The 18,867-nt window shown below is 46.4% G+C and carries 19 protein-coding genes; 11 read left to right on the top strand and 8 right to left on the bottom strand.

The features are described from left to right. Window positions 1-13 precede the first annotated feature (13 nt). Window positions 14-223 (bottom strand): DUF2909 domain-containing protein, encoded by a 210-nt coding sequence (locus tag QME20_RS10800; RefSeq protein ID WP_039221374.1) that lies wholly within the window; start codon window positions 221-223, stop codon window positions 14-16. A gap of 45 nt (window positions 224-268) precedes the next feature. On the opposite strand from QME20_RS10800, the gene QME20_RS10795 reads away from it, so the two are divergent. Genes QME20_RS10795 through QME20_RS10770 form a run of 6 tightly spaced genes read left to right on the top strand, consistent with a single transcriptional unit; the run spans window position 269 to window position 4,868 of the window. Further along, window positions 269-973, top strand: a complete 705-nt coding sequence (locus QME20_RS10795) for an SURF1 family protein (RefSeq protein WP_061096216.1) — start codon at window positions 269-271, stop codon at window positions 971-973. Further along, the gene (locus tag QME20_RS10790; protein ID WP_281715916.1) at window positions 966-1,505 is read left to right on the top strand and encodes a hypothetical protein; all 540 of its coding nucleotides are present in this window, start codon (window positions 966-968) and stop codon (window positions 1,503-1,505) included. The genes QME20_RS10795 and QME20_RS10790 overlap by 8 nt, the downstream gene beginning before the upstream one ends. Window positions 1,506-1,510: 5 nt before the next feature. Beyond that, a complete protein-coding gene (locus QME20_RS10785; protein WP_281715915.1) occupies window positions 1,511-2,728 on the top strand; it encodes a COX15/CtaA family protein in 1,218 nt (405 codons plus the stop codon). Beyond that, window positions 2,721-3,638, top strand: coding sequence for a heme o synthase (gene cyoE, locus QME20_RS10780; protein ID WP_281715914.1), 918 nt, complete (start codon window positions 2,721-2,723; stop codon window positions 3,636-3,638). The genes QME20_RS10785 and cyoE overlap by 8 nt, the downstream gene beginning before the upstream one ends. Further along, window positions 3,635-4,279, top strand: a complete 645-nt coding sequence (locus tag QME20_RS10775) for an SCO family protein (protein ID WP_014977801.1) — start codon at window positions 3,635-3,637, stop codon at window positions 4,277-4,279. Before cyoE ends, QME20_RS10775 begins: the two co-directional genes overlap by 4 nt. 1 nt (window position 4,280) lies before the next feature. After that, window positions 4,281-4,868 (top strand): GNAT family N-acetyltransferase, encoded by a 588-nt coding sequence (locus QME20_RS10770; RefSeq protein WP_014951376.1) that lies wholly within the window; start codon window positions 4,281-4,283, stop codon window positions 4,866-4,868. A 79-nt stretch (window positions 4,869-4,947) separates the two neighbouring features. Here the strand turns inward: QME20_RS10770 and QME20_RS10765 are convergent, their stop codons facing one another. Continuing rightward, window positions 4,948-6,174 carry a polysaccharide deacetylase family protein gene (locus tag QME20_RS10765; RefSeq protein WP_281715913.1) on the bottom strand — a complete coding sequence of 409 codons (1,227 nt, stop codon included), beginning with the start codon at window positions 6,172-6,174 and terminating at the stop codon, window positions 4,948-4,950. A 121-nt stretch (window positions 6,175-6,295) separates the two neighbouring features. On the opposite strand from QME20_RS10765, the gene QME20_RS10760 reads away from it, so the two are divergent. Beyond that, window positions 6,296-7,642, top strand: a complete 1,347-nt coding sequence (locus QME20_RS10760; protein WP_168463140.1) for an MATE family efflux transporter — start codon at window positions 6,296-6,298, stop codon at window positions 7,640-7,642. A gap of 75 nt (window positions 7,643-7,717) precedes the next feature. Here QME20_RS10760 and QME20_RS10755 read toward each other — a convergent pair whose 3' ends face one another. The 4 genes from QME20_RS10755 to nfuA all read right to left on the bottom strand — a co-directional run bounded on the left by QME20_RS10755 (window position 7,718) and on the right by nfuA (window position 10,968). Continuing rightward, complete coding sequence (locus tag QME20_RS10755; protein ID WP_281715912.1) at window positions 7,718-8,470, bottom strand: class I SAM-dependent methyltransferase; 753 nt, start codon at window positions 8,468-8,470, stop codon at window positions 7,718-7,720. Window positions 8,471-8,740: 270 nt separating this feature from the next. Next, entirely contained in the window at window positions 8,741-9,124 is a 384-nt protein-coding gene (locus QME20_RS10750; protein ID WP_014951372.1) for a VOC family protein, read from the bottom strand. A gap of 87 nt (window positions 9,125-9,211) precedes the next feature. After that, window positions 9,212-9,916, bottom strand: coding sequence for an aspartate/glutamate racemase family protein (locus tag QME20_RS10745; RefSeq protein ID WP_281715911.1), 705 nt, complete (start codon window positions 9,914-9,916; stop codon window positions 9,212-9,214). A 473-nt stretch (window positions 9,917-10,389) separates the two neighbouring features. Continuing rightward, window positions 10,390-10,968, bottom strand: coding sequence for a Fe-S biogenesis protein NfuA (nfuA, locus tag QME20_RS10740; RefSeq protein WP_014951369.1), 579 nt, complete (start codon window positions 10,966-10,968; stop codon window positions 10,390-10,392). A gap of 160 nt (window positions 10,969-11,128) precedes the next feature. On the opposite strand from nfuA, the gene QME20_RS10735 reads away from it, so the two are divergent. Further along, entirely contained in the window at window positions 11,129-13,786 is a 2,658-nt protein-coding gene (locus QME20_RS10735; protein ID WP_281715910.1) for a M14 family zinc carboxypeptidase, read from the top strand. A 56-nt stretch (window positions 13,787-13,842) separates the two neighbouring features. Here QME20_RS10735 and QME20_RS10730 read toward each other — a convergent pair whose 3' ends face one another. Then, entirely contained in the window at window positions 13,843-14,556 is a 714-nt protein-coding gene (locus tag QME20_RS10730) for a ComF family protein (protein ID WP_131137175.1), read from the bottom strand. 98 nt (window positions 14,557-14,654) lie between these two features. On the opposite strand from QME20_RS10730, the gene bioH reads away from it, so the two are divergent. From bioH to QME20_RS10715, 3 genes are all read left to right on the top strand, one after another. Next, on the top strand, window positions 14,655-15,464 hold the full coding sequence (gene bioH / locus QME20_RS10725) for a pimeloyl-ACP methyl ester esterase BioH (RefSeq protein ID WP_156087274.1): 810 nt from the start codon (window positions 14,655-14,657) through the stop codon (window positions 15,462-15,464). 177 nt (window positions 15,465-15,641) lie between these two features. Next, window positions 15,642-15,959: a hypothetical protein gene (locus QME20_RS10720; protein WP_014951365.1), complete on the top strand. Its 318-nt coding sequence runs from the start codon at window positions 15,642-15,644 to the stop codon at window positions 15,957-15,959. A 14-nt stretch (window positions 15,960-15,973) separates the two neighbouring features. Beyond that, window positions 15,974-16,900: a putative metalloprotease CJM1_0395 family protein gene (locus QME20_RS10715; protein ID WP_281715909.1), complete on the top strand. Its 927-nt coding sequence runs from the start codon at window positions 15,974-15,976 to the stop codon at window positions 16,898-16,900. A 121-nt stretch (window positions 16,901-17,021) separates the two neighbouring features. Here QME20_RS10715 and QME20_RS10710 read toward each other — a convergent pair whose 3' ends face one another. Then, window positions 17,022-18,800: a C1 family peptidase gene (locus QME20_RS10710; RefSeq protein WP_281715908.1), complete on the bottom strand. Its 1,779-nt coding sequence runs from the start codon at window positions 18,798-18,800 to the stop codon at window positions 17,022-17,024. Window positions 18,801-18,867 lie beyond the last annotated feature (67 nt).

Below are 18,867 nucleotides of genomic sequence, written 5' to 3'. Positions count from 1 at the left end.
GGAATCCCCAAACTCAGTAAGGCCTTGGGTTTGGGGTAATTAAACCGGTACCAATAGCGATAAGAATAATAATAACAATGACGGCAGAAGTGAGCACGCGTCGACCAATGTACTTACTCATAGGGCCCTTAGACGTGTCATTTTTCATCATTATTCGCATCGCCATGAACAAATTCACAATCATGTACAGCACCAACGCAACAAGGACTATTTTTATCAACATATTCACCTCTGTTTTTATTCTAATTTTGCATGGTGCGAAATAATCATGTTTTCTCGCACTCGCCACGTTATTCCTTGGTTACTCACGGGCTTTAGTGTGGCGATTATGTGCGGTTTAGGGTACTGGCAACTTGATCGCATGGTCCAAAAGCAACAACGCTTAGCTAGCATAGCGCAAAAGCAAAGTAATGGAACCTTGAGTTTAGAAGAGGCGTTGTCTCATGATGATCCCCGGGATATTACCGTATCGTTCAGCGGCGCAATAGACGCTAACCATGTGTTGCTATTAGATAATCAGATTCACAATCAGCGGGTGGGGTTCGATGTCATCGTACCGGTAAATACCAATGTCGGGTGGCTCTTGGTTAACTTTGGCTGGGTGCCTGCGCCAGACTTAACGCGCACGCTACCGGATATAAGTTTTACAAGCCAAACGCGCGAATTAATCGGCGTGCTTAGCGTGCCGGGTAACAACCCCTTAGTGAAGGAAACCAACATGGCTTTGTCGCAAAGCCCCGCGCTGGTACAACACATAGAATTCCCTGCACTAAGCAACGCCTTAGAGCGCAAACTTTTACCCTTTATTCTTCACCTTACCACGCCTGACCCCGCGTTTATTCGTGAACATCAGGCCGTCGTAATGTCTCCTGAAAAGCACCTTGGCTATGCAGTTCAATGGTTTGGTTTAGCTATTGCCGCTGCAGCCATTGGCGGCTTTGCAATTAGTAAGAAAGGACGTAGTTATGAGTAATGCTGCTTCGAAAAAAACATTAATTATTATGGTAGCCGTGTTTGTTTTACCTGTTGTTTTGGCAAAGCTCGCACTTGATAACGATTGGTTTACTAAAGGCGCGACAAATAAAGGTCAGCTGCTCGCGCCGACCATCGACATGAGTGCGCTTTTAGAAAACGCGGAACCTAAATGGCGTTTGTTGTATGTGATGCCAAGTAAATGTGACGCAGTGTGCGAAAACGCACTTTTTAGCATTAACCAAGTGTGGCTTGCGCTAGGTAAAGAATCGGACCGTGCCCAAGCAGTGGTCGTTACTACCGCTTCAAGCGACCAAACTGCGATAGCCGCGCTAGAAGACTACCCTTTTGTCGAAACCTTACCCGTTACTACACCAACGGCGCTTGCCTCTAGCAGTGTTTATATTGTTGATACGCAAAATAACGCCATGCTCTTTTACGACATTAAAGACGATAGAAAAGACGCCGTGATGGAAAGCCGCAACATGCTGGTAGATATGAGAAAGCTCCTAAAATTATCGCGTATAGGATAATGGCCATGAAAAAATTAACCCTATTCAGTATTTTTTTGGCGGCGGTCGTTATTATTCTCGGTGCGTATACGCGTTTGACCGACGCGGGGCTAGGATGCCCCGACTGGCCTGGATGCTACGGTAATTTAACCGTGCCTTTGAGTGAGGAAAAAGTGGCCCAAGCCAACGCCGCTTTTCCCGAACGTCCAGTTGAGGCGTTTAAGGCGTGGAATGAAATGATTCACCGCTATTTTGCAGGAACGCTGGGGCTGTGTGTTCTGGCTATTGCCATTATTGCTATTCGGCAGCGCGACAAAGGAATGCCCGTTAAATTACCTCTGTTACTGCTGGGGCTTATTATCTTCCAGGCAGCACTTGGTATGTGGACCGTGACGCTCAATCTGCTTCCCGTCGTAGTTATGGGGCATTTGCTGGGGGGCTTCTCTGTACTCTCTTGCCTGTTTATTCTCTACCTCCGCTTGCGCAACACCGCAGGCGATGCATCGAAAACTAAACAAGCGCCCATAGCGTCAGCTATGCATGATCAGGATATTACCGACTTACCTCAAGCCAAAGTCTTTCAACGAAACCTTAAACTTTTCGCCTTCATTGGGCTTGGCGTGCTTGTTACCCAGATTGCTCTTGGTGGATGGACTTCTGCCAATTATGCTGCGTTGGCCTGTACGGAAATGCCGGTCTGTGAAAGCGGTTGGCAGGAAAGAATTGATTTGGCAGGTGCATTCAGTGTGCCTGATGCAGACAACTATGAGTTTGGTGCTCACGATTACGGCGAACGAGTTACCATGCACATAGTGCATAGGTTCGGCGCGGTCATCACGTTTTTATACTTGCTAGCACTAGGTATAAGTGTGTTGGTAAGCCGCTACACCACAAGTAAACAAAAATATGTGGGTGCGTTTATGTTGGTAGCATTGTGCACGCAAGTGGCATTAGGACTTAGTAACATTATCTTTATGCTGCCGCTGGCTGTCGCTGTAATGCATAACGCGGCCGCAGCCGTGTTACTTCTCTCCCTACTCAACCTCATTTTTACCGTATTTTTGGCACTAGAAAACGATAACGTCTTCGGTACAGAAAAACGAAATACAGGCTCATTCTCAGGTTCGAAACCACTGCAGGGTGCAGGTGCATTTAGCATCCACGAAGCGCCTTTGCACGACCCTTTAAACGCGTCAACGTCTTCTCATATTCTCCCTAAAGCTCCAGGAGGTTTCCATGGCTAAATCGGTCTCTTTACATGCGCGCACTTCACGTCAGCACAATGTAGTCACGTGGCGAGATTACTATGAAATGACTAAGCCTAATGTCGTCATGTTGTTGCTGTTAACCGCGTTAGTAGGCATGTGTTTAGCTACGCCTTCGTGGGTAAACGCAACCGTACTTATCTGTGGCTTATTGGGTATTGGTATGTTGTCTGCGTCTGCTGCGGTTATTAATCACGTTGTCGACCATAAGATAGATAGTGTGATGGCGCGTACATTTAATCGCCCCGTCGCAAAAGGCAAGGTTAGCATAAACAACGCGCTGTGGTTTGCAGGCGTTTTAGGTGTGGTTGGATTTGTAGTGTTAGCTCTTTTTGTGAATATGCTAACCGCGTGGTTAACCTTAGCAAGTCTAGTAGGCTACGCGTTTATCTACACGATGTATTTAAAGCGAGCGACACCGCAAAACATCGTGATTGGCGGTTTAGCAGGGGCTGCTCCACCGCTTCTAGGTTGGACCGCGGTTACAGGGGAAATACATGCCCATGCCCTGCTTTTAGTGCTGATTATCTTTACCTGGACGCCGCCGCATTTTTGGGCGCTCGCTATTCATAGAGAAAAAGATTACGCCAAAGCGAAGGTGCCCATGCTGCCGGTAACCCACGGTGTGTCATTTACGAAAACGTCAGTGTTGCTGTATACAGTATTGTTGGGGCTTGTATGTTTGCTGCCCTACCTTACAGGCATGAGCGATCTCATTTATTTGATTGGCTCAAGTGTGCTTAACATTGGGTTTTTATACTATGCATTAAAGTTAAAATTCGATGCAGAGCCACAAACTGCAATGAAAACTTTTAGGTTTTCAATTATTCATCTCATGGTATTGTTTGTCGTATTACTCTTAGATCACTACATACCACTGAGTTTATGAATCAACGAACTACCGTCGGCCTTGTTGCATTTTTAGCGCTATGTGCAGGCATCGTAGGGGCGCTGTATATCGCGCCCCCAAATGTTGAAAGTCAGCCTGAATACTTTCAGACTTACCCAGAGCCGAGAGCATTATCACCGTTTTCACTTACATCTCATGAAGGTGAAGTGTTTGATAATTCGTCGCTTGAAGGGCAGTGGAGCTTAGTATTTGTGGGCTATACCTTCTGCCCCGATATTTGCCCAACTACCATGGCTGAACTGAACGGCATATATCCTGAACTAAAAGCATTAAATAGTGTCGAACCTATTCGAATTGTTTTTGTATCCGTTGATCCAAATCGCGATTCAATTGAAAGACTTTCAGAGTATGTGAGCTATTTTAATGAGGAGTTCATTGCCGTAACTGGAGAGCACAAGGCGCTATTCCCGTTTGTACGTAATTTAGGAATGATGTATGCCATTGCTGAAAGTACCGATAACCCCAACTATTTAGTTGATCACAGTGCATCTGTCGTACTTGTCGACCCTGAAGCTAGGGTGATAGGAAGATTCAAACCAAAAAGAGAGCCAGGAAAGCTATCGATAAGTGATTCCCAGCAAATATTGGCTGATATGCCAATAATAATCTCGAAGCAGTAATATGGAAATCAAAATAAGGCAAGGTGTGGCATCTGATGCTGCGCAAACTACGCCGCTTATATTGAATGCGGCGCAGTCTTTGTTAACGTCTATTTTTGGACAAAATAAAAATAAAACAGCTGAGGGCTACCTGTCTCATGCATGGGAGCTCGGTGGCGGGCAATATGGCTTTAAGAATCATTGGGTGGCGTGTAGCGGCGACGAAGTACTCGGTGTTGTGACCTCTTGGCACAGCAAACTTGGTGCAACATTTGATAGGGCGACCCTTGATAGCATCACATCGTACTTTACCCTCGATGAGGCTATGACAGTGCTCATGCGCAATCAGACCGTGGCCATCAATCTTACGCCGCCTACTAATACCGAACTCATGATAGGCCATCTCTCTGTTGAAGAAAGTGCCCGTCGAACGGGCGTGGGAACGATACTGGTAGATGCTATGCAAGCGCGAGCAGAAAAACTGAATAAACGTAAAGTGGTACTAGATGTTGAAGTGTCGAACGTGCCAGCCATTCGTTTCTATCAGCGCCATAGTTTTGTGGAAGAGTCGATAAATAAAGGCTTTATTCGATTTTCTAAACCTGTATAGGTAAGCGTTTCCTTATATAAGCGCGAGCCCAATCGATATGCGCTCGCGCTCAAGCATAGATGTGCCTTATCGACATGCCCTAGTCTGGGTAATTACCGTTCTCATCTGCCACAAAGAAGGGCGTAGAGTACCAATAATAACGCCCTGATTGCGCATTAGACGGTGCTGTACAATTCACACGTGAACGTCCTACTGGAAGCGTTTCATCAAGGGTAAACGTAAGCACATTTTCTTCTAGGCTAGTCTCTATAGGGTCGCCGCCGAAAAAACAATTTACTTGTGTAAGGCGAACATCGTCACTGTCTATCGTTAAACTAATGGGCGATGACAGGTTTCGTGTTGTCATACGAGGGTCTTTATGTGAACTTTGCGTCACTGGCATGGCTAGACTATTAAGCTTGGTCTTTAGCGTTGCCAAATTGGCGTAAGGACCGGCCGCGGGGAAGCGCGGTAGTGCCTGCATGTCGCTAGATAGGCCCACAGCCCCGGAATGCTGCCCGAATCCAATGTAACCTTCAGCTTTGAGCTTATTAGCGAGCGCCGTGTTGTATTCACCAAACGGGTACGCTAAATATTTAAGGCTAATATCCAGTTTATCTTCAATCTTCTTTTCAGCACTTTCTACGTTCTGCCAAACTTTCTCCAGCCATGCGCGCTCGCCCATTGCTTGCTCACCGTTTAGCATATGAAGGTGGTCTAGCGTGTGGTTGGCAAAAACAACGCCATCGTTATGCATAGCAATAACTTGCTCCCATGTTAGCTGCTTAGGACCTACGCCAATTTCATCAGGGTTGATAAACACGGTATAGGGAAAACCTAGGTCAGCCAGTATTGGGTGAGCATTGTCTAAAATGTTTGCGTAGCCATCGTCAAACGTAATCGCAACCGCATTTTCTGGCAGTGTAGTGTTGTGTTGTATCGCAGAAACAACGTCCTGAAGCGAAACAACAGTGTGGTGTGCGTCCAAGTATTCCATGTGCGATTTAAAGGCTTCAGGCGAAATACTGGTACTGGCTGGTGTTGAAGACGACACATGGTGATAAAGCAAAATGGCGGCGTTAGGCGTGGTGCTCACACTAGAGTCGATGTTACTACCACTTTGTTCCTTTGTAGTGGAAGTCGCATCAGCAACAGGGTTTGCATCTGAGCCTGAAGCAATGCTAGGTGAGACCAACAAAACATTGAAAATTCCCGCAAGCATTGAAGATAAGATCTTCAAACGCGTACGACTCGTCGTTCTATTTTGAATTACATTGTTGGTTTTCATATCATCATCCACTGAGTGCCTAATCAAATTCAATAGCATGGTAAACTCCAAATAATGCGACTTGGCCAATCTTATACATGGTCAAGCTGGTACGCATTTCACTTATGCCGCTGCATAGGTTGATAGTATATAGCGAAATTAACCCCTACTGAGATCATTTATGTCCCCTGCTCAACTAACTCAGCGCTCCTTTTTTGACGACCATTCCCGTCTGTTGGCGTTAGCGCTTCCCATGATCTTAGCGAATATTACTACGCCTCTATTAGGTTTGGTGGATACCGCGGTTTTGGGACACATGTCTTTACCAGCCATGCTTGCAGGGGCTTCGGTGGGCGCACTTATCTTAACGCAAATATACTGGGTGTGCGGGTTTCTTCGCATGTCATCAACAGGTTTGAGTGCACAAGCTAAAGGCTCACCGAACAATACATTAGAGTCAGCAAAAGTGCTGTGGCAAACGGTGGCGGTTGCTCTAGTGTTGGGGGCTGTGGTACTCGCTCTTCAATCTCCTATCTTGTCTATAGGCTTAGCTTTAACTCAGCCAAACAGTGAAGTTGCCCTGCATCTTCAAGACTATTTTTCGACGCGGGTATGGGGCGCACCAGCTGCCATGCTTAATTTGGCATTAGTTGGATGGTTAGTAGGGCAGCAAAAAACGCGCAGCGTCATGGCTATTCAAATTGTGGGAAATTTATTGAATGCGGGACTCGATGTAGTGTTTGTGTTCGGGCTTGGTTTGTCTGTAGCTGGCGTGGCGCTGGCCAGTGTTATCGCTGAGTATACCATGGCTATAATGGCGCTAGCGGTGGCGTTTAAGCGCGTAGGCGGTGTCGCGGTGAGTGCATCGTGGTTTAACCGTGCAGCTCGTAAGGTACTGATGAAGCTTAACGGTGACATGCTATTACGTAACTTAGCATTACAGGGCTGCTTAGCGTTTCTCACCATTCAAGGTGCCCGTTACGGCGAAACGTCGGCGGCCGTCAATGCCATACTCATGCAGTTCTTTGTTCTTATTGCATTGGGACTTGATGGCATAGCCTATGGGGTGGAAGCGCTGGTGGGTGAAGCCAAGGGGGCGTCAGACAGCAGCGAAGTGAAACGACGCACCTACCAAGGGTTAGTCTGGTCGAGTATTTTTGCCCTTATTTATAGCTTGATATTTTTCGCTGGCGGTGAGGCCATTATCGCGCTGCTTACCGAACATAGTGACATTGTAAAAGCTGCGCTACCTTATCTTGGTTTAATGGTATTACTTCCTCTATTAGCGCATTGGTGTTTTTTGTACGATGGCGTATTTGTTGGTCTTACCCGAGCCAGCGCAATGAGAAATACCATGATAATAAGTGCGTTAGGGGCGTATTTCCCCGTTTGGTATCTCACGCAAGATCAGGGTAACGTCAGCCTTTGGTATGCTCTCCTTGCCTTTTTACTCGCTCGCGGTATGACATTGGCCTGGAGCTTTTATCGATTAGATAAACGCGGTGAGCTAGCGACACCGCAAAGCTAGTGTTTTATAACGCTTCGCTGACCTTACTTAGGGAAGGCGTGCTGAGCACGCTGCCTCTCTCAGTTTTTCTAGGCATCATTCAGTATTATTCTTGCTAATGTGTTTTTGCGCGGTTCTTTTTTGCACAATGATAATAGTGTGTAGTTCAGGGTGCTGATCGAATTCAACGTGACGAACAAACCCGCCTGCTTCTATCAATATTTCTATGTATCTATGTAGCCCCAGCGAGGCGTAGTAGACTTCTGGGCCCATCACTTCGTTTGTGTGTTGGCCGCTTTCATCTGTACCTCCACAGCTAAAAAGCAACACACCGTCATCGTCTAAGTGATCCACTAGCTTCTTAAGCAAAGGCTCTTGCTGCGTTAGGGGAATATGCCAAAAGCTATCCCAAGCGCTAATAAACGAATAGTGCTTGGGGATAGTGAATGTACACACGTCGGCGCAATAGAAGGTATGAGCGGGTAATTGGGACGTCGCAATGGCCAGCATATCTTTAGAAACATCTATGCCTTCGTAAGCTAGCCCTGCGCTTTCGATAATCGGCACAAAACGATTGGTGCATCCGCAACCTATGTCTAGTGCGTAACCTCGTTTCTTTGGTTTGTCGTTATTGCTCGCTTCTCCCTTATTAGGCGCTTCACTCTTATCATGCGCTTCTCCCTTATCAAGCGCTTCGCTAGGCACCGTATCAGGCTCTTGTGATGGGGTGTCCGCTAAAAATGACAGTGCTTTTTGGTAGGCGGTTAACCCATTTTTCTGATTAAATTCAGGGCGAGTCCAAAGGTGTGTAATGGTGTCGTAGGCCTTGCCAGTTTCTTCAGGTGTCATATTCCCTCTGTTAGCTGAGCTTTTACTGGTTCAAGGTTAATTCATCTAGCAACAATGTATAGTGCAAAGAAGAGAAAAGGCGAAACCCGTTTAGGATATTGAGCGGCCAGACAGTAACACCTATGCAGTTTCGTTTGGTTAGGGCTTATATGTAGACATAACTAGGCATTACCCAAAACGCTATTATTCAAAGGGCTTTGGGCCAAATAGACAGCTAAAAGTGAATAGCCTGCAAAAAGAGCGTGATCATTTAAGCAGGCAGCACTACAGCTATTTTCTTACGATGTGCGTGGCACAGAGCTTGTTGCCTGCTGGGTCTCGCAAATAAGCAAGGTAAAGTTGGCGTTCCCCATTGCCTCGAATACCCGGTGGGTCCTCGCATGGCACGCCCCCATTCTCGCTTCCTACTTTATGCCATTCATCAACGATGTCTGGTGTTCGAGCGGCAAGGCCGAGTGTGGTGCCATTACCGTGTGTGGCAGCCTCTCCGTTAATCGGCTTTGTTAGCGCTAAAATACCTTTCGGCGTATAGTAAAAAACCCGTCCGTATTCATCAAAAACGCCTGGTTCGTATCCTAATACTCCTAAAATAGCATCGTAGAATTTTTTTGATGCTTCAAGGTCGTTCGCACCAATCATTACGTGGCTAAACATAGCTGTGTCCTCTGAAAATAGTAGGGCCAATTCCCCTTTATCAAAGTTAGGTTATGTGTGTTTCGCTACTTACCCTTTGCTAACGCTTTAGGGAGCTAATGCAAAATCTACCGCAGCTGAAGCATGGATAGCGGTAGTATCGTATAACTTAACTTTGGTGTGATGTTGTTGAACTAATAAGGCAATTTCTGTGCAGCCTAAAATGATGCCTTCAGCACCCTCGGCCGCCAGTTCATTTATAATGTCAATATACGCGTTACGGGATTCAACACAAATCACGCCCTTGCATAATTGTTCATAAATAACGTTATGAACCGTGTCTCGTTGTTGGGCATTTGGAGTAACAACATCAATGCCAAAAATCTCTTTAAGGCGTGATGTATAAAAGGTTTGTTCCATGGTGAAGCGGGTGCCCAGTAGCCCAACTTTCTTAACCCTATCTTGTTGCAACACGCACCCCGTAGCGTCGGCAATGTGAATAAGTGGAATGGTGATCTTCTGCTCTATGTCTGTTGCTACTTTGTGCATGGTATTGGTACAAATTAATATGGCTTTTGCACCCGCAGTTTCTAAGTGCTTCGCCTCGCGGATCAGTATATCGGCGGTTTTATCCCATTCTCCTTTATGCTGAAGCTGCTCTATGTGGGCAAAGTCAACGCTGCTTATTATCAGCGGTGCGCTGTGAAGGCCGCCAAGTCGAGCGTTTACACCACGGTTTATGGCTTGATAGTAACTGACCGTTGATTCCCAACTCATTCCGCCAAGCAGGCCCAGCTTCTTTGTTGTATTCACCACAGCTCCTTTTCATATTGTTAGGCACTTTGCGCAACCTCTAATCTACCTATAACCCGAGACGAGCGCTAGGCGAACATAAATGAACGGGAGACAGCTGCGCAATGTAGAGTATGGCGTATGGGTAAAACTGAGTGCAATCAGACTGGCTTACATAAAGAATAGGGCAAGAAGATATGGCGTAGAGCCGGAAGTAATCAGAATTTAGGCGGTGGCTTTTTGTTTTTCATAAAAGAAAAGCGCTGAATAAAAATTCCCCAGTAACCCAACATGGCGATAGCGAAACCGACAAATAATATAAGAAGGCTCAGGTAATGCAGCGCGATATGAAGTTCACTTAAGGTAAACAACAGCAAGACGCCGACAACGAAAATAGATAGACCTATTTTGAATCGTTGCCAGCTTTTGTGAATGTCTTGCTTTAGCATGAGATAGTTATCGAGATATGCACTTAAGCAAGTGCAATATTACGCTTAGTAGTAAGAGTGCTCACCCGCTTGGTGCTCAGTCGCATCGCGCACGCCCTTAAGCTCGCCAGCGAATTGCTCAACCATTTGCTTCTCAATACCTTCTTTAAGCGTTACGTCTACCATTGAGCAACCATTGCAGCCGCCGCCGAACTGAAGTATGGCATAGCCATCGTCAGTCAGTTCTGTCAAAACAACATTGCCACCATGGCTCGCTAACTGAGGATTGATTTCCGACTCAATCATATAGTTAATTCGCTCAATTAATGGTGCGTCGTCAGACACTTTACGCGCTTTTGCATTAGGTGCTTTTAAGGTTAACTGTGAGCCCATTTGATCGGTAACGTAATCAATTTCCGCTTCCTCTAAATAAGGCGCGCTTTCTTCATCTACGACCGCATCGAAACCATTAAATGGCAAACGGGTATCTGTTTCTTCAACCGCGTCTGGTGGGCAATAGGACACGCCACACTCAGCCGACGAAGTGCCTGGATTTACGACGAATACACGAATATTCGTGCCAGACTCTTGTTTACTCAACAGTTTTACGAAGTGAGCCTGGGCTTCTTCTGATATAGTTATCATCAGCAAGTCCTACATATTTTGAAATTTGGATTATTGTATCAAATTTACCTGAGTAAAACAGTCAGGTATTAATTAAATAAATTATTCCAGTGAATCGAATTTGTTGAGAGGCGTGCACGTCGACACTATTCTCAACCATAACAACAAGACGGGAAGCGCTATGTTCGCGAAATTGCATTACACCGCCAAAAAGAATCCATTCTCACTCGTTTCATTATTAGCCTTTGGTACCATCGCCTTTGGGGCAACAGCCAGTCAGAAATCATTAGCACATCCCGCCTCTGCTTCAACTGTTACTATTGCACCTGATGTAGGCGGGCAGCCGGTGACAGCATACTTACCTGACACGGTATCCTACAACCCAGCTATTCCCACGCCTGAATCGATACTAGGCGCCAACATTGGCGAGTGGCATGTGCGTCACGACCAAGTCGTCAATTATATGAAGCTACTTGCCGAGAAGTCTGACCGTATCACCATTGAAGAAACCGGCCGTACTCACGAAAACCGCCCACTTCTGTTACTGACAATCACAGCGCCCTCAAATAGAAACAATATTGAGGCGATGAGGCAGCAACACATTGATGCAATGGAAAGCGGCAAGAAAGTAGGTAGCGATGCTCCCCTTATTTTCTACATGGGCTACAGTATTCACGGTAACGAGCCTTCCGGAACCAATGCTTCACTTGCGTTGGCTTATTATTTGGCCGCGGCTGAAGGTAAAGAAATTGATGCCTTGTTGAATAACAATATTGTGCTGTTTGATCCGTCTTTCAACCCCGACGGGCTTTCTCGATTTGCTCAGTGGGCAAATATGCACAAGGGCAAGCAGCTGGTTTCTGACAGTCGACATCGTGAACACGATGAGGGGTGGCCGTCAGGTCGAACAAATCATTACTGGTTTGATTTAAACCGCGACTGGCTATTACTGGCGCACCCAGAGTCGCAGGCGCGAATTAAACAGTTTCATAAATGGCGCCCACATATCCTCACCGATTTTCATGAGATGGGGACAGACAGCACCTATTTTTTCCAGCCTGGTGTGCGCTCGCGTAAAAATCCACTGACGCCTGATGAGAACGTAACGCTAACTGAAGCGCTTGCCCAGTATCACGCTGCCGCGTTTGACGAGCAAGGGGAGCTCTATTTTACCCAAGAAGCGTTTGACGATTTCTACGCAGGCAAAGGCTCGACCTATCCTGATTTACACGGCAGTGTGGGTATTCTTTTTGAGCAAGCAAGCTCACGGGGCCACATTCAGGACTCTATTAATGGCAAGCTTGCCTTCAAAGACACCATAGCAAATCAAATTACTACGACTTTAAGCACTTTTAGAGGCGCATTGGCAAATAAGGCTGCTATTCTCGATTATCAATCGGGTTTTGTTAAGAGCACACAGTCACTGGCTGCAAAGGATGAGCAGGTAGGTTTTGTTGTTAGTGCATCGAATGACACAGCTCGCTTTAACGCATTTGTTGCATTGCTTGAACAGCATCATATTAATTACGAGGTGTTAACGAAAGATGTTGAGGTAAGCAAAGTTCGCTATGGTGCAGGTAGCGCGATTTATATTCCTTCAAACCAGCCTCAATACCGTTTAGTAAAGTCAATTTTCTCTACCCAAACCTCGTTTGAGAACAACACGTTTTACGATGTATCAACGTGGAATTTGGCTTTGGCTTTCAATTTGGATTACGCGCCTCTAGATAGGGGCGATGCGCGAAGCCTAAAACTTAGCGACAACACCGCACTTGCACAACCAACACTTAACGATATTCACCCAGACGCATACGCGTATGCGTTTTCATGGCAGCAGTACTATGCGCCAGCCATGCTGCAAACGCTATTGGAAGCTGGCGTTAAGGTACGTAGTAGTGAAGAAGCGTTTTCCGCTATTAAATACGATGGCAAAAGCATTAAGCTTCAGCCTGGCAGCATAGTTGTACCAAAAGGACTGGGTCAGCCAGAAGACTTGGCGGCCATTTTGCGCGATGCGCAACAGCAACTTCAGGTGCCTGTGTTTAGTTTGCGCAGTGGGTTAACACCCACAGGGCACGATTTGGGTAGCCGGAGCATGGCACCTGTTACCTTGCCACAGGTGTTAATAGTGGGCGGCGAAGGCACCAGTGAATACGAAGCGGGTGAAATATGGCACTATTTCGACACAAAAGTGGGGCTGGCTGCCAGTATTGTTGAGCAACAACATCTGACAAGCGCGCTTAATGATCCGAGCGTTACTTATACTCACCTTTTATTCCCTAGCGGTGGATATCGCTTCAGTGAAAGTGAAAGAACTCAAATTGAACAGTGGGTGAAAGCCGGTGGCGTGATCGTGGGGCAGAAATCCGCGTTGCGTTATTTCGCTCAACATAAATGGTTAGACGTAGAAATTGTTAGTCGAGAGAGTATTGATAACGCGTTCGATGAAAGCGAACTCAGCTATAAAGATGGCGCATCGTTATACGCCAGAAAGTTGGTGGCTGGCGCTGTGTTTGAAGCCAATATCGACAATACTCATCCATTGTTCTACGGCTATGATGACGACACACTGCCCATGTTTAAAACCAATAATATGATAGTGGAGGCCAGTAGCTCACCCTTTATAACACCTGCACGCTACACTGATGAGCCTCTCATGGCTGGGTTTAGTGACAAAAGAATGGTTGCGCTAATGGCTGAATCAACTGCTGTGACGACTCAAAAAATGGGTCGCGGCGTTGTCATTGGCTTTACCGACAATACGCAGTTTAGAGGGTACTGGTATGGCACGAACAAGATGCTGGCCAATGCAATCTACCAATCGCATTTTATTCGCTAAATCAGTTTGAAAGGCGCGGCGAATGCCGCGCTTTTCAGTATCACCGCTTCTGATCACTAGGCTTTCTGATACAGACTGCTTTTAGGTGGTGGCGTAAATGCCGCTACCCACACCTGAATGTGTAAATTTGGGTAGCGTTTTTTGAGCCTTTTACTCAATGTATTCACGGTCACGCCGGTGGTGAGTACGTCATCGACGATTGCAACGCTGAAGTTGCTGCCATCTTTAATGCCTTGCGCTATTGCTATCTCATCATCGATACACTGCGTCGATAGACTAAATACACGGCTTGCGTTTTCGGCTCTCGCCATTTTGGATAAGTGATGCTGCACGCTAAAGCCCCGTCGTTTGGCCCACGACTGGTTAACTGGAACATTCAGCTCACTGCTTATGCTTTCACACAGAAGCGTAGCCTGATTGTAGTGCCGTGTAGCAAGTCGCCATGCACTAATTGGCACCGGAAGCAGCACATTGGGCACTGTTAAAGTGCACTGTCGCATTTTATGGACAAACCAGTTACTTAATACTTTTCCTGCCGTAAGGGAATGCGTAAACTTTAACTGGTGAACCAGTGATGACATTGGCCACGTATGAAGTCCCAAAACGCGTAACGCGTCATAGTGGCTATGCTTGACGTGGCCTGCCACAGGGCCATATTGAAGTAAGTTACTTCCGTGCAACGTGGCATCGAAAAAAAATATGTCATCTTCACACCAGTGACATACTGGCGTAGGACTTGCCTGATAACATAGCAAGCATGAAAGGTTCATAGTGTTGATTCCATCAACTTCCTTGAATTGTCGAACGTCGACCTGTTTTCATTATTTCGTGTTGCCTCAAAAACACGTGACTGCCTAAGGAGGTGTAAATGGAAAGTTTGCATACAAACGGCGAGCTTGTCACCCGTACTCAGGGTACAGGCGTAGATGTGGTATTTCTTCATGGTTGGGGTATGAACAGCGGAGCGTTCACATCCTTTATCCCTTATTTAAGTGATAATTTTCGCGTCACCACCATAGATCTTCCTGGGTTTGGGGAAAATGCGGAGTTCGTTCCGTCACCGTATAACGTGGAAACATTGGCTCAATCCATTGTGAACCAACTGCCAGACCAGTGTGTGTTGGTTGGGTGGTCATTAGGTGGCCTAGTTGCCCAAAAGTTAGCGCTGTTAGCACCAGAAAAACTTACCGGACTGGTAACGATTGCTTCAACACCTCGATTTATAGCAGGGCCTTGTTGGCCGGGTATTGCTGCCGATTTACTTTCAATGTTCGAGACTCAGCTTGAAAAGAACTATCAGAAAACACTGGAACGTTTTTTGGCAATTCAAGCGATGGGCAGCGAAACGGCAAAGCAGGATATTAAGGCGATCAGAGAACAGGTAACCCAATTCCCAGATCCCGCCGAGGAAGCGCTTAAGAAAGGTTTACGCATATTGTCTACTGAAGACATGCGTCAAGACGTGGGGCGAATAACTATACCCACGTTACGATTGTATGGCAGGTTAGATAGTCTAGTGCCGACCAGCGGAATAGATCGTATATGTGAGCTACATCCGCAGGCCGATACCGTTGTTCTGCCTCATGCGTCGCATGCGCCGTTTATTTCACATCCTCAGCAAACTGCTGACATTTTATTTCGCTTTGCCGCTGGCGTTTACCAGCAAAAGGCGTCTTAATAAAGCGATGACATGAAGCTTCAAACCGCGGCTTGCCGATAGTTTGAAGCTTTTCTTATCTTTGACAGCTTAATAAAAATCGCCTGCTTACAATAAGTTAATGACAGGGTGTGATACATGTCTTTCCATTTGTGTGAAATTGGTTAATAATTGCACATGAGAGGTTAGGGGTAGTGTATGACAAGTATTGATGGTTTAGGTGCAGGCTCTGCATTTGCAGCGGCTCAATATGGTTTACAAAATGCCAGCGACGGAATTTCGCAGGCAGCATCAAATATTGCTCAGCGAACTGCTGAGGATGCGGTAGCACCCGCTCAACCTATTGCGACCAATACCGACACAATAAACACGTCATCGAATTCAACGTCTACCTCCACGCGTCTCACTGACGACTTAATCGCGCTCAATGTAAACGAACGTAATGCCCAAGCCTCTGCCAAAGTATTAGGTGTTGCCGATGAGATGCTTGGTACCATCATAGACGTGCTTGCGTAGGTGGAACAGTTACGGTGAATATCGTTACACCAATCCTTAACGCCATTGCTTATCCCACGGCGAACATAAATACAGAGTCTGCACGTAGAGATAACGTGCAGCGAGAAACTATTCCCCAAGCGTCAGATTCCCAGCAAGGGGCTTCTCAAAAAGGCTTGGGGTCAGAAGCCGATAAAGCGAAGAGCCCCGGCCAGCCGCCAGCGCCGGTTACTTACGAACGCCCTCAGGTACAAACAGAACTTCAAGCTGCCTTTCAAAACGTATTTGGGCAACAGAAAGATAATGCGCAAGATGAGAGTGCAGGCAAGCAGGGCGCGCAAGACAGGCAACAAGAACAGCAAGAGAAACAAGACGCTGCTGAAATTGAGCAGTTAAAAGCCCGCGATCAGGAAGTGAGGGTTCACGAGCAAGCGCATGCTTCAACAGGCGGTCAGTACGCCGGTGCTCCGCAATATGAATACACTACAGGCCCTGACAATAAACGCTATGTGACCGATGGCGAAGTGTCGATTGATGTTTCAGAAGAAAAAACGCCTGAAGAAACGCTGAAAAAAATGGAGCAAGTGCGCGCAGCCGCCCTCGCACCAGCTGAACCTTCATCACAAGATTTAAAAGTGGCTGCAGAGGCTTCTCAAAAAGCCACAGAGGCCCGTAGCGAGATTGCCAAAGGCCAAACAGAAACGGCTTCAGCAGGTTCTACCTCAGCACAAAGCAATGGCATTGTCGCAGACACTGGGGCAGCTGTGCAGCCCGATACAAATATAGGCACCACAACCGATTCCACTGCGAATATGGTGTTAGATAATCAATCTTCATCAGCAGACACACAAGGCTTTCAGGCAAATGAGTCTAATGCGATGCAAACACGGATTGGCCGAATTCAAAATGCTTATTTGCAAGCTTACACCCCCTCTAGAGAAGGTTCATCGCTTCAAGCATGATAACGTGTAATTAACGCTAGCTGCTTAACATTGCACGAACGATTTAGCCCGTCATAGCTAAGGGCTAAATCGCGAAAAAAGCACTTTCACTTCCCTTGCATTGCCTTAAAACCAGCAGGACTTAATAATCCAGTATTGCCTTTGTAAACGGATATTTAGGTGAGTCGCCAGTGATGTCTGAAAGTACCGAGTTCATGGTATCTACGTCGCTATCGAAGCCGCCGTGGGATGTGGCAGCGGTGGGTTCACCTTCTTTCCCCTCACTGTACTTAAACGTCACGTTAGGCAGCGGCTGATTAAACACAGCCATACCTAACAAGGGCATCTCTGGTTTGGATTCAAACGCATTTGATACTAAATAGAGCAACGACTTCTGGTAAATGCGCGCTACGTGGTCATCTTTTTCCAACGCTTCAGATAAGTTGTAAACCGTGGTCGATTCAATGTGTTTCCCTTCTATAAGCGCAGAGAGCTTTTCGTTGAACAAGGGGTAGCTAATGGCTGGAGCCAGTAAATGCAGACTCTTAATCGTTATGTTTTCATCAACTTTACACAGCCTAGATAGGCTGTGAGCATGAAAAATAGAGCCTGCCGAATGACCGACGACATGCAGCTTAATATCTGAATTGTCTTTCAAGTAGGCGGCCAATTGCGTTAGGAAATACGTACCATCTGATGTGGTACGGGTAAAAGGCGTGCAAGCGTCTGATTTCATTTCTCGCCACAGGGCGCCGCCTACTTTACGTGTTGCCCATTCTAGTATGCGGTCGGTGTAGTCAGTGAAGGCTCCAACTTTGTTGCTAATCTCTTTATTCTTAAAGCCCAGAATATCTTTGAGTTCTTCTAGCATACCCGTGTCGTACATGAAGTGAATGGGGTAAATATCGTTTTTAAGAAAGGTGTCTTTCATGGCAGCAATGCGTTTAGCCGAAGCTTTTATGCTATTTAAGCCGCCGTGTGCATATAGCATTACATGGCGATGGTTACTGTCAGAAAGTTTTTCAATAATGGCATCGACGTGGTTTTTATTGCTCCAATATTTACTTCTGGTATCAAAGTGTCCATCGTCGAAATGAACGAAGTGATCTTGAATGCTCACCCGTGGTGTGGAGCGAGAAAACAAACCCTGTGCAATAGAGCGCGTAGCCTGATGGTAAGTTCCTGTGCCTGAAATAGGAAGTGCGAGTTGAACAACCCATGCATCCATAACGTTTAACGCCCAGTCATCGTAACGCCAAAGTGCCAGCCCTGACTTCTTCCAATCCGTCCCCCAGGAGTTTTGGATCCAGAACCCTTCATCGTTATAGCCAACAATGGCAAACGCATGGCCACCCATGGGTTCAGGCCTTAGGCTTATTACATCACCTTCGCTATCTTTCCAGCCTTCATGAATTCTGGCAGAAACAAAGATTACGCCCACTTCGTTAAGCGCCGCATGAAAATCGCTAATTTCTCGTTCAATACGGTAGTACGCACCTAGCCTGTGATTGCTTGCATTGTTAGCAATAGCTAGGGTCATTTCAAATTCGTTGCTGTGCTTAATATCTTCAGTTAGTGACTCGTTACATACGCCACTGTTGTACCACCCCTTAATTGCACCGCGGCAGCTAGAGCCTTCATACGCTTCACCTAACCACTCATCATGACGTTTAGCCATGGCATAAAGCATCCACGGGCTAACAGTATGTTTTCGGCCTTGCTGACGGTAAATGAAATTAATGGTAGCGGCCAATGCAAAGCCGGTACACGCTCCATCTTTTCCTTGGTCTAAAATAACCAAATTGCCTGGCGGGTCGATAAAAGGCTTAAGTGGAGTAAGATTCGGCTGGTAATAACGATCCCGAAGGTCGGGGTAATCGGCGCTGACATTCAGCATGTTTTTTGAGACAGGCGAGTTCATAAAATCATCCTTTGATGGGGGCAGATAATCTTTGCTGTACAGTTGGATGATTACGCTCGTACACCAA

The sequence above is a fragment of the Alteromonas sp. CyTr2 genome (assembly GCF_947311905.1).
Lineage (GTDB): Bacteria > Pseudomonadota > Gammaproteobacteria > Enterobacterales > Alteromonadaceae > Alteromonas > Alteromonas macleodii.
Note: the sequence above shows the minus strand (reverse complement) of the source record. Positions and strands in the feature narration are given on the sequence as shown.

What these genes read in the sequence shown, in the direction of transcription:
- QME20_RS10730 (WP_131137175.1), bottom strand. Translation starts at nt 14,556, where the DNA reads ATGAACCTTTCATGCTTGCTATGTTATCAGGCAAGTCCTACGCCAGTA.
- QME20_RS10775 (WP_014977801.1), top strand. Translation starts at nt 3,635, where the DNA reads ATGAATCAACGAACTACCGTCGGCCTTGTTGCATTTTTAGCGCTATGT.
- QME20_RS10770 (WP_014951376.1), top strand. Translation starts at nt 4,281, where the DNA reads ATGGAAATCAAAATAAGGCAAGGTGTGGCATCTGATGCTGCGCAAACT.
- QME20_RS10710 (WP_281715908.1), bottom strand. Translation starts at nt 18,800, where the DNA reads ATGAACTCGCCTGTCTCAAAAAACATGCTGAATGTCAGCGCCGATTAC.
- QME20_RS10735 (WP_281715910.1), top strand. Translation starts at nt 11,129, where the DNA reads ATGTTCGCGAAATTGCATTACACCGCCAAAAAGAATCCATTCTCACTC.
- QME20_RS10760 (WP_168463140.1), top strand. Translation starts at nt 6,296, where the DNA reads ATGTCCCCTGCTCAACTAACTCAGCGCTCCTTTTTTGACGACCATTCC.
- nfuA (WP_014951369.1), bottom strand. Translation starts at nt 10,968, where the DNA reads ATGATAACTATATCAGAAGAAGCCCAGGCTCACTTCGTAAAACTGTTG.
- QME20_RS10790 (WP_281715916.1), top strand. Translation starts at nt 966, where the DNA reads ATGAGTAATGCTGCTTCGAAAAAAACATTAATTATTATGGTAGCCGTG.
- QME20_RS10795 (WP_061096216.1), top strand. Translation starts at nt 269, where the DNA reads ATGTTTTCTCGCACTCGCCACGTTATTCCTTGGTTACTCACGGGCTTT.
- QME20_RS10765 (WP_281715913.1), bottom strand. Translation starts at nt 6,174, where the DNA reads ATGCTATTGAATTTGATTAGGCACTCAGTGGATGATGATATGAAAACC.
- QME20_RS10720 (WP_014951365.1), top strand. Translation starts at nt 15,642, where the DNA reads ATGACAAGTATTGATGGTTTAGGTGCAGGCTCTGCATTTGCAGCGGCT.
- QME20_RS10800 (WP_039221374.1), bottom strand. Translation starts at nt 223, where the DNA reads ATGTTGATAAAAATAGTCCTTGTTGCGTTGGTGCTGTACATGATTGTG.
- bioH (WP_156087274.1), top strand. Translation starts at nt 14,655, where the DNA reads ATGGAAAGTTTGCATACAAACGGCGAGCTTGTCACCCGTACTCAGGGT.
- QME20_RS10755 (WP_281715912.1), bottom strand. Translation starts at nt 8,470, where the DNA reads ATGACACCTGAAGAAACTGGCAAGGCCTACGACACCATTACACACCTT.
- QME20_RS10750 (WP_014951372.1), bottom strand. Translation starts at nt 9,124, where the DNA reads ATGTTTAGCCACGTAATGATTGGTGCGAACGACCTTGAAGCATCAAAA.
- cyoE (WP_281715914.1), top strand. Translation starts at nt 2,721, where the DNA reads ATGGCTAAATCGGTCTCTTTACATGCGCGCACTTCACGTCAGCACAAT.
- QME20_RS10785 (WP_281715915.1), top strand. Translation starts at nt 1,511, where the DNA reads ATGAAAAAATTAACCCTATTCAGTATTTTTTTGGCGGCGGTCGTTATT.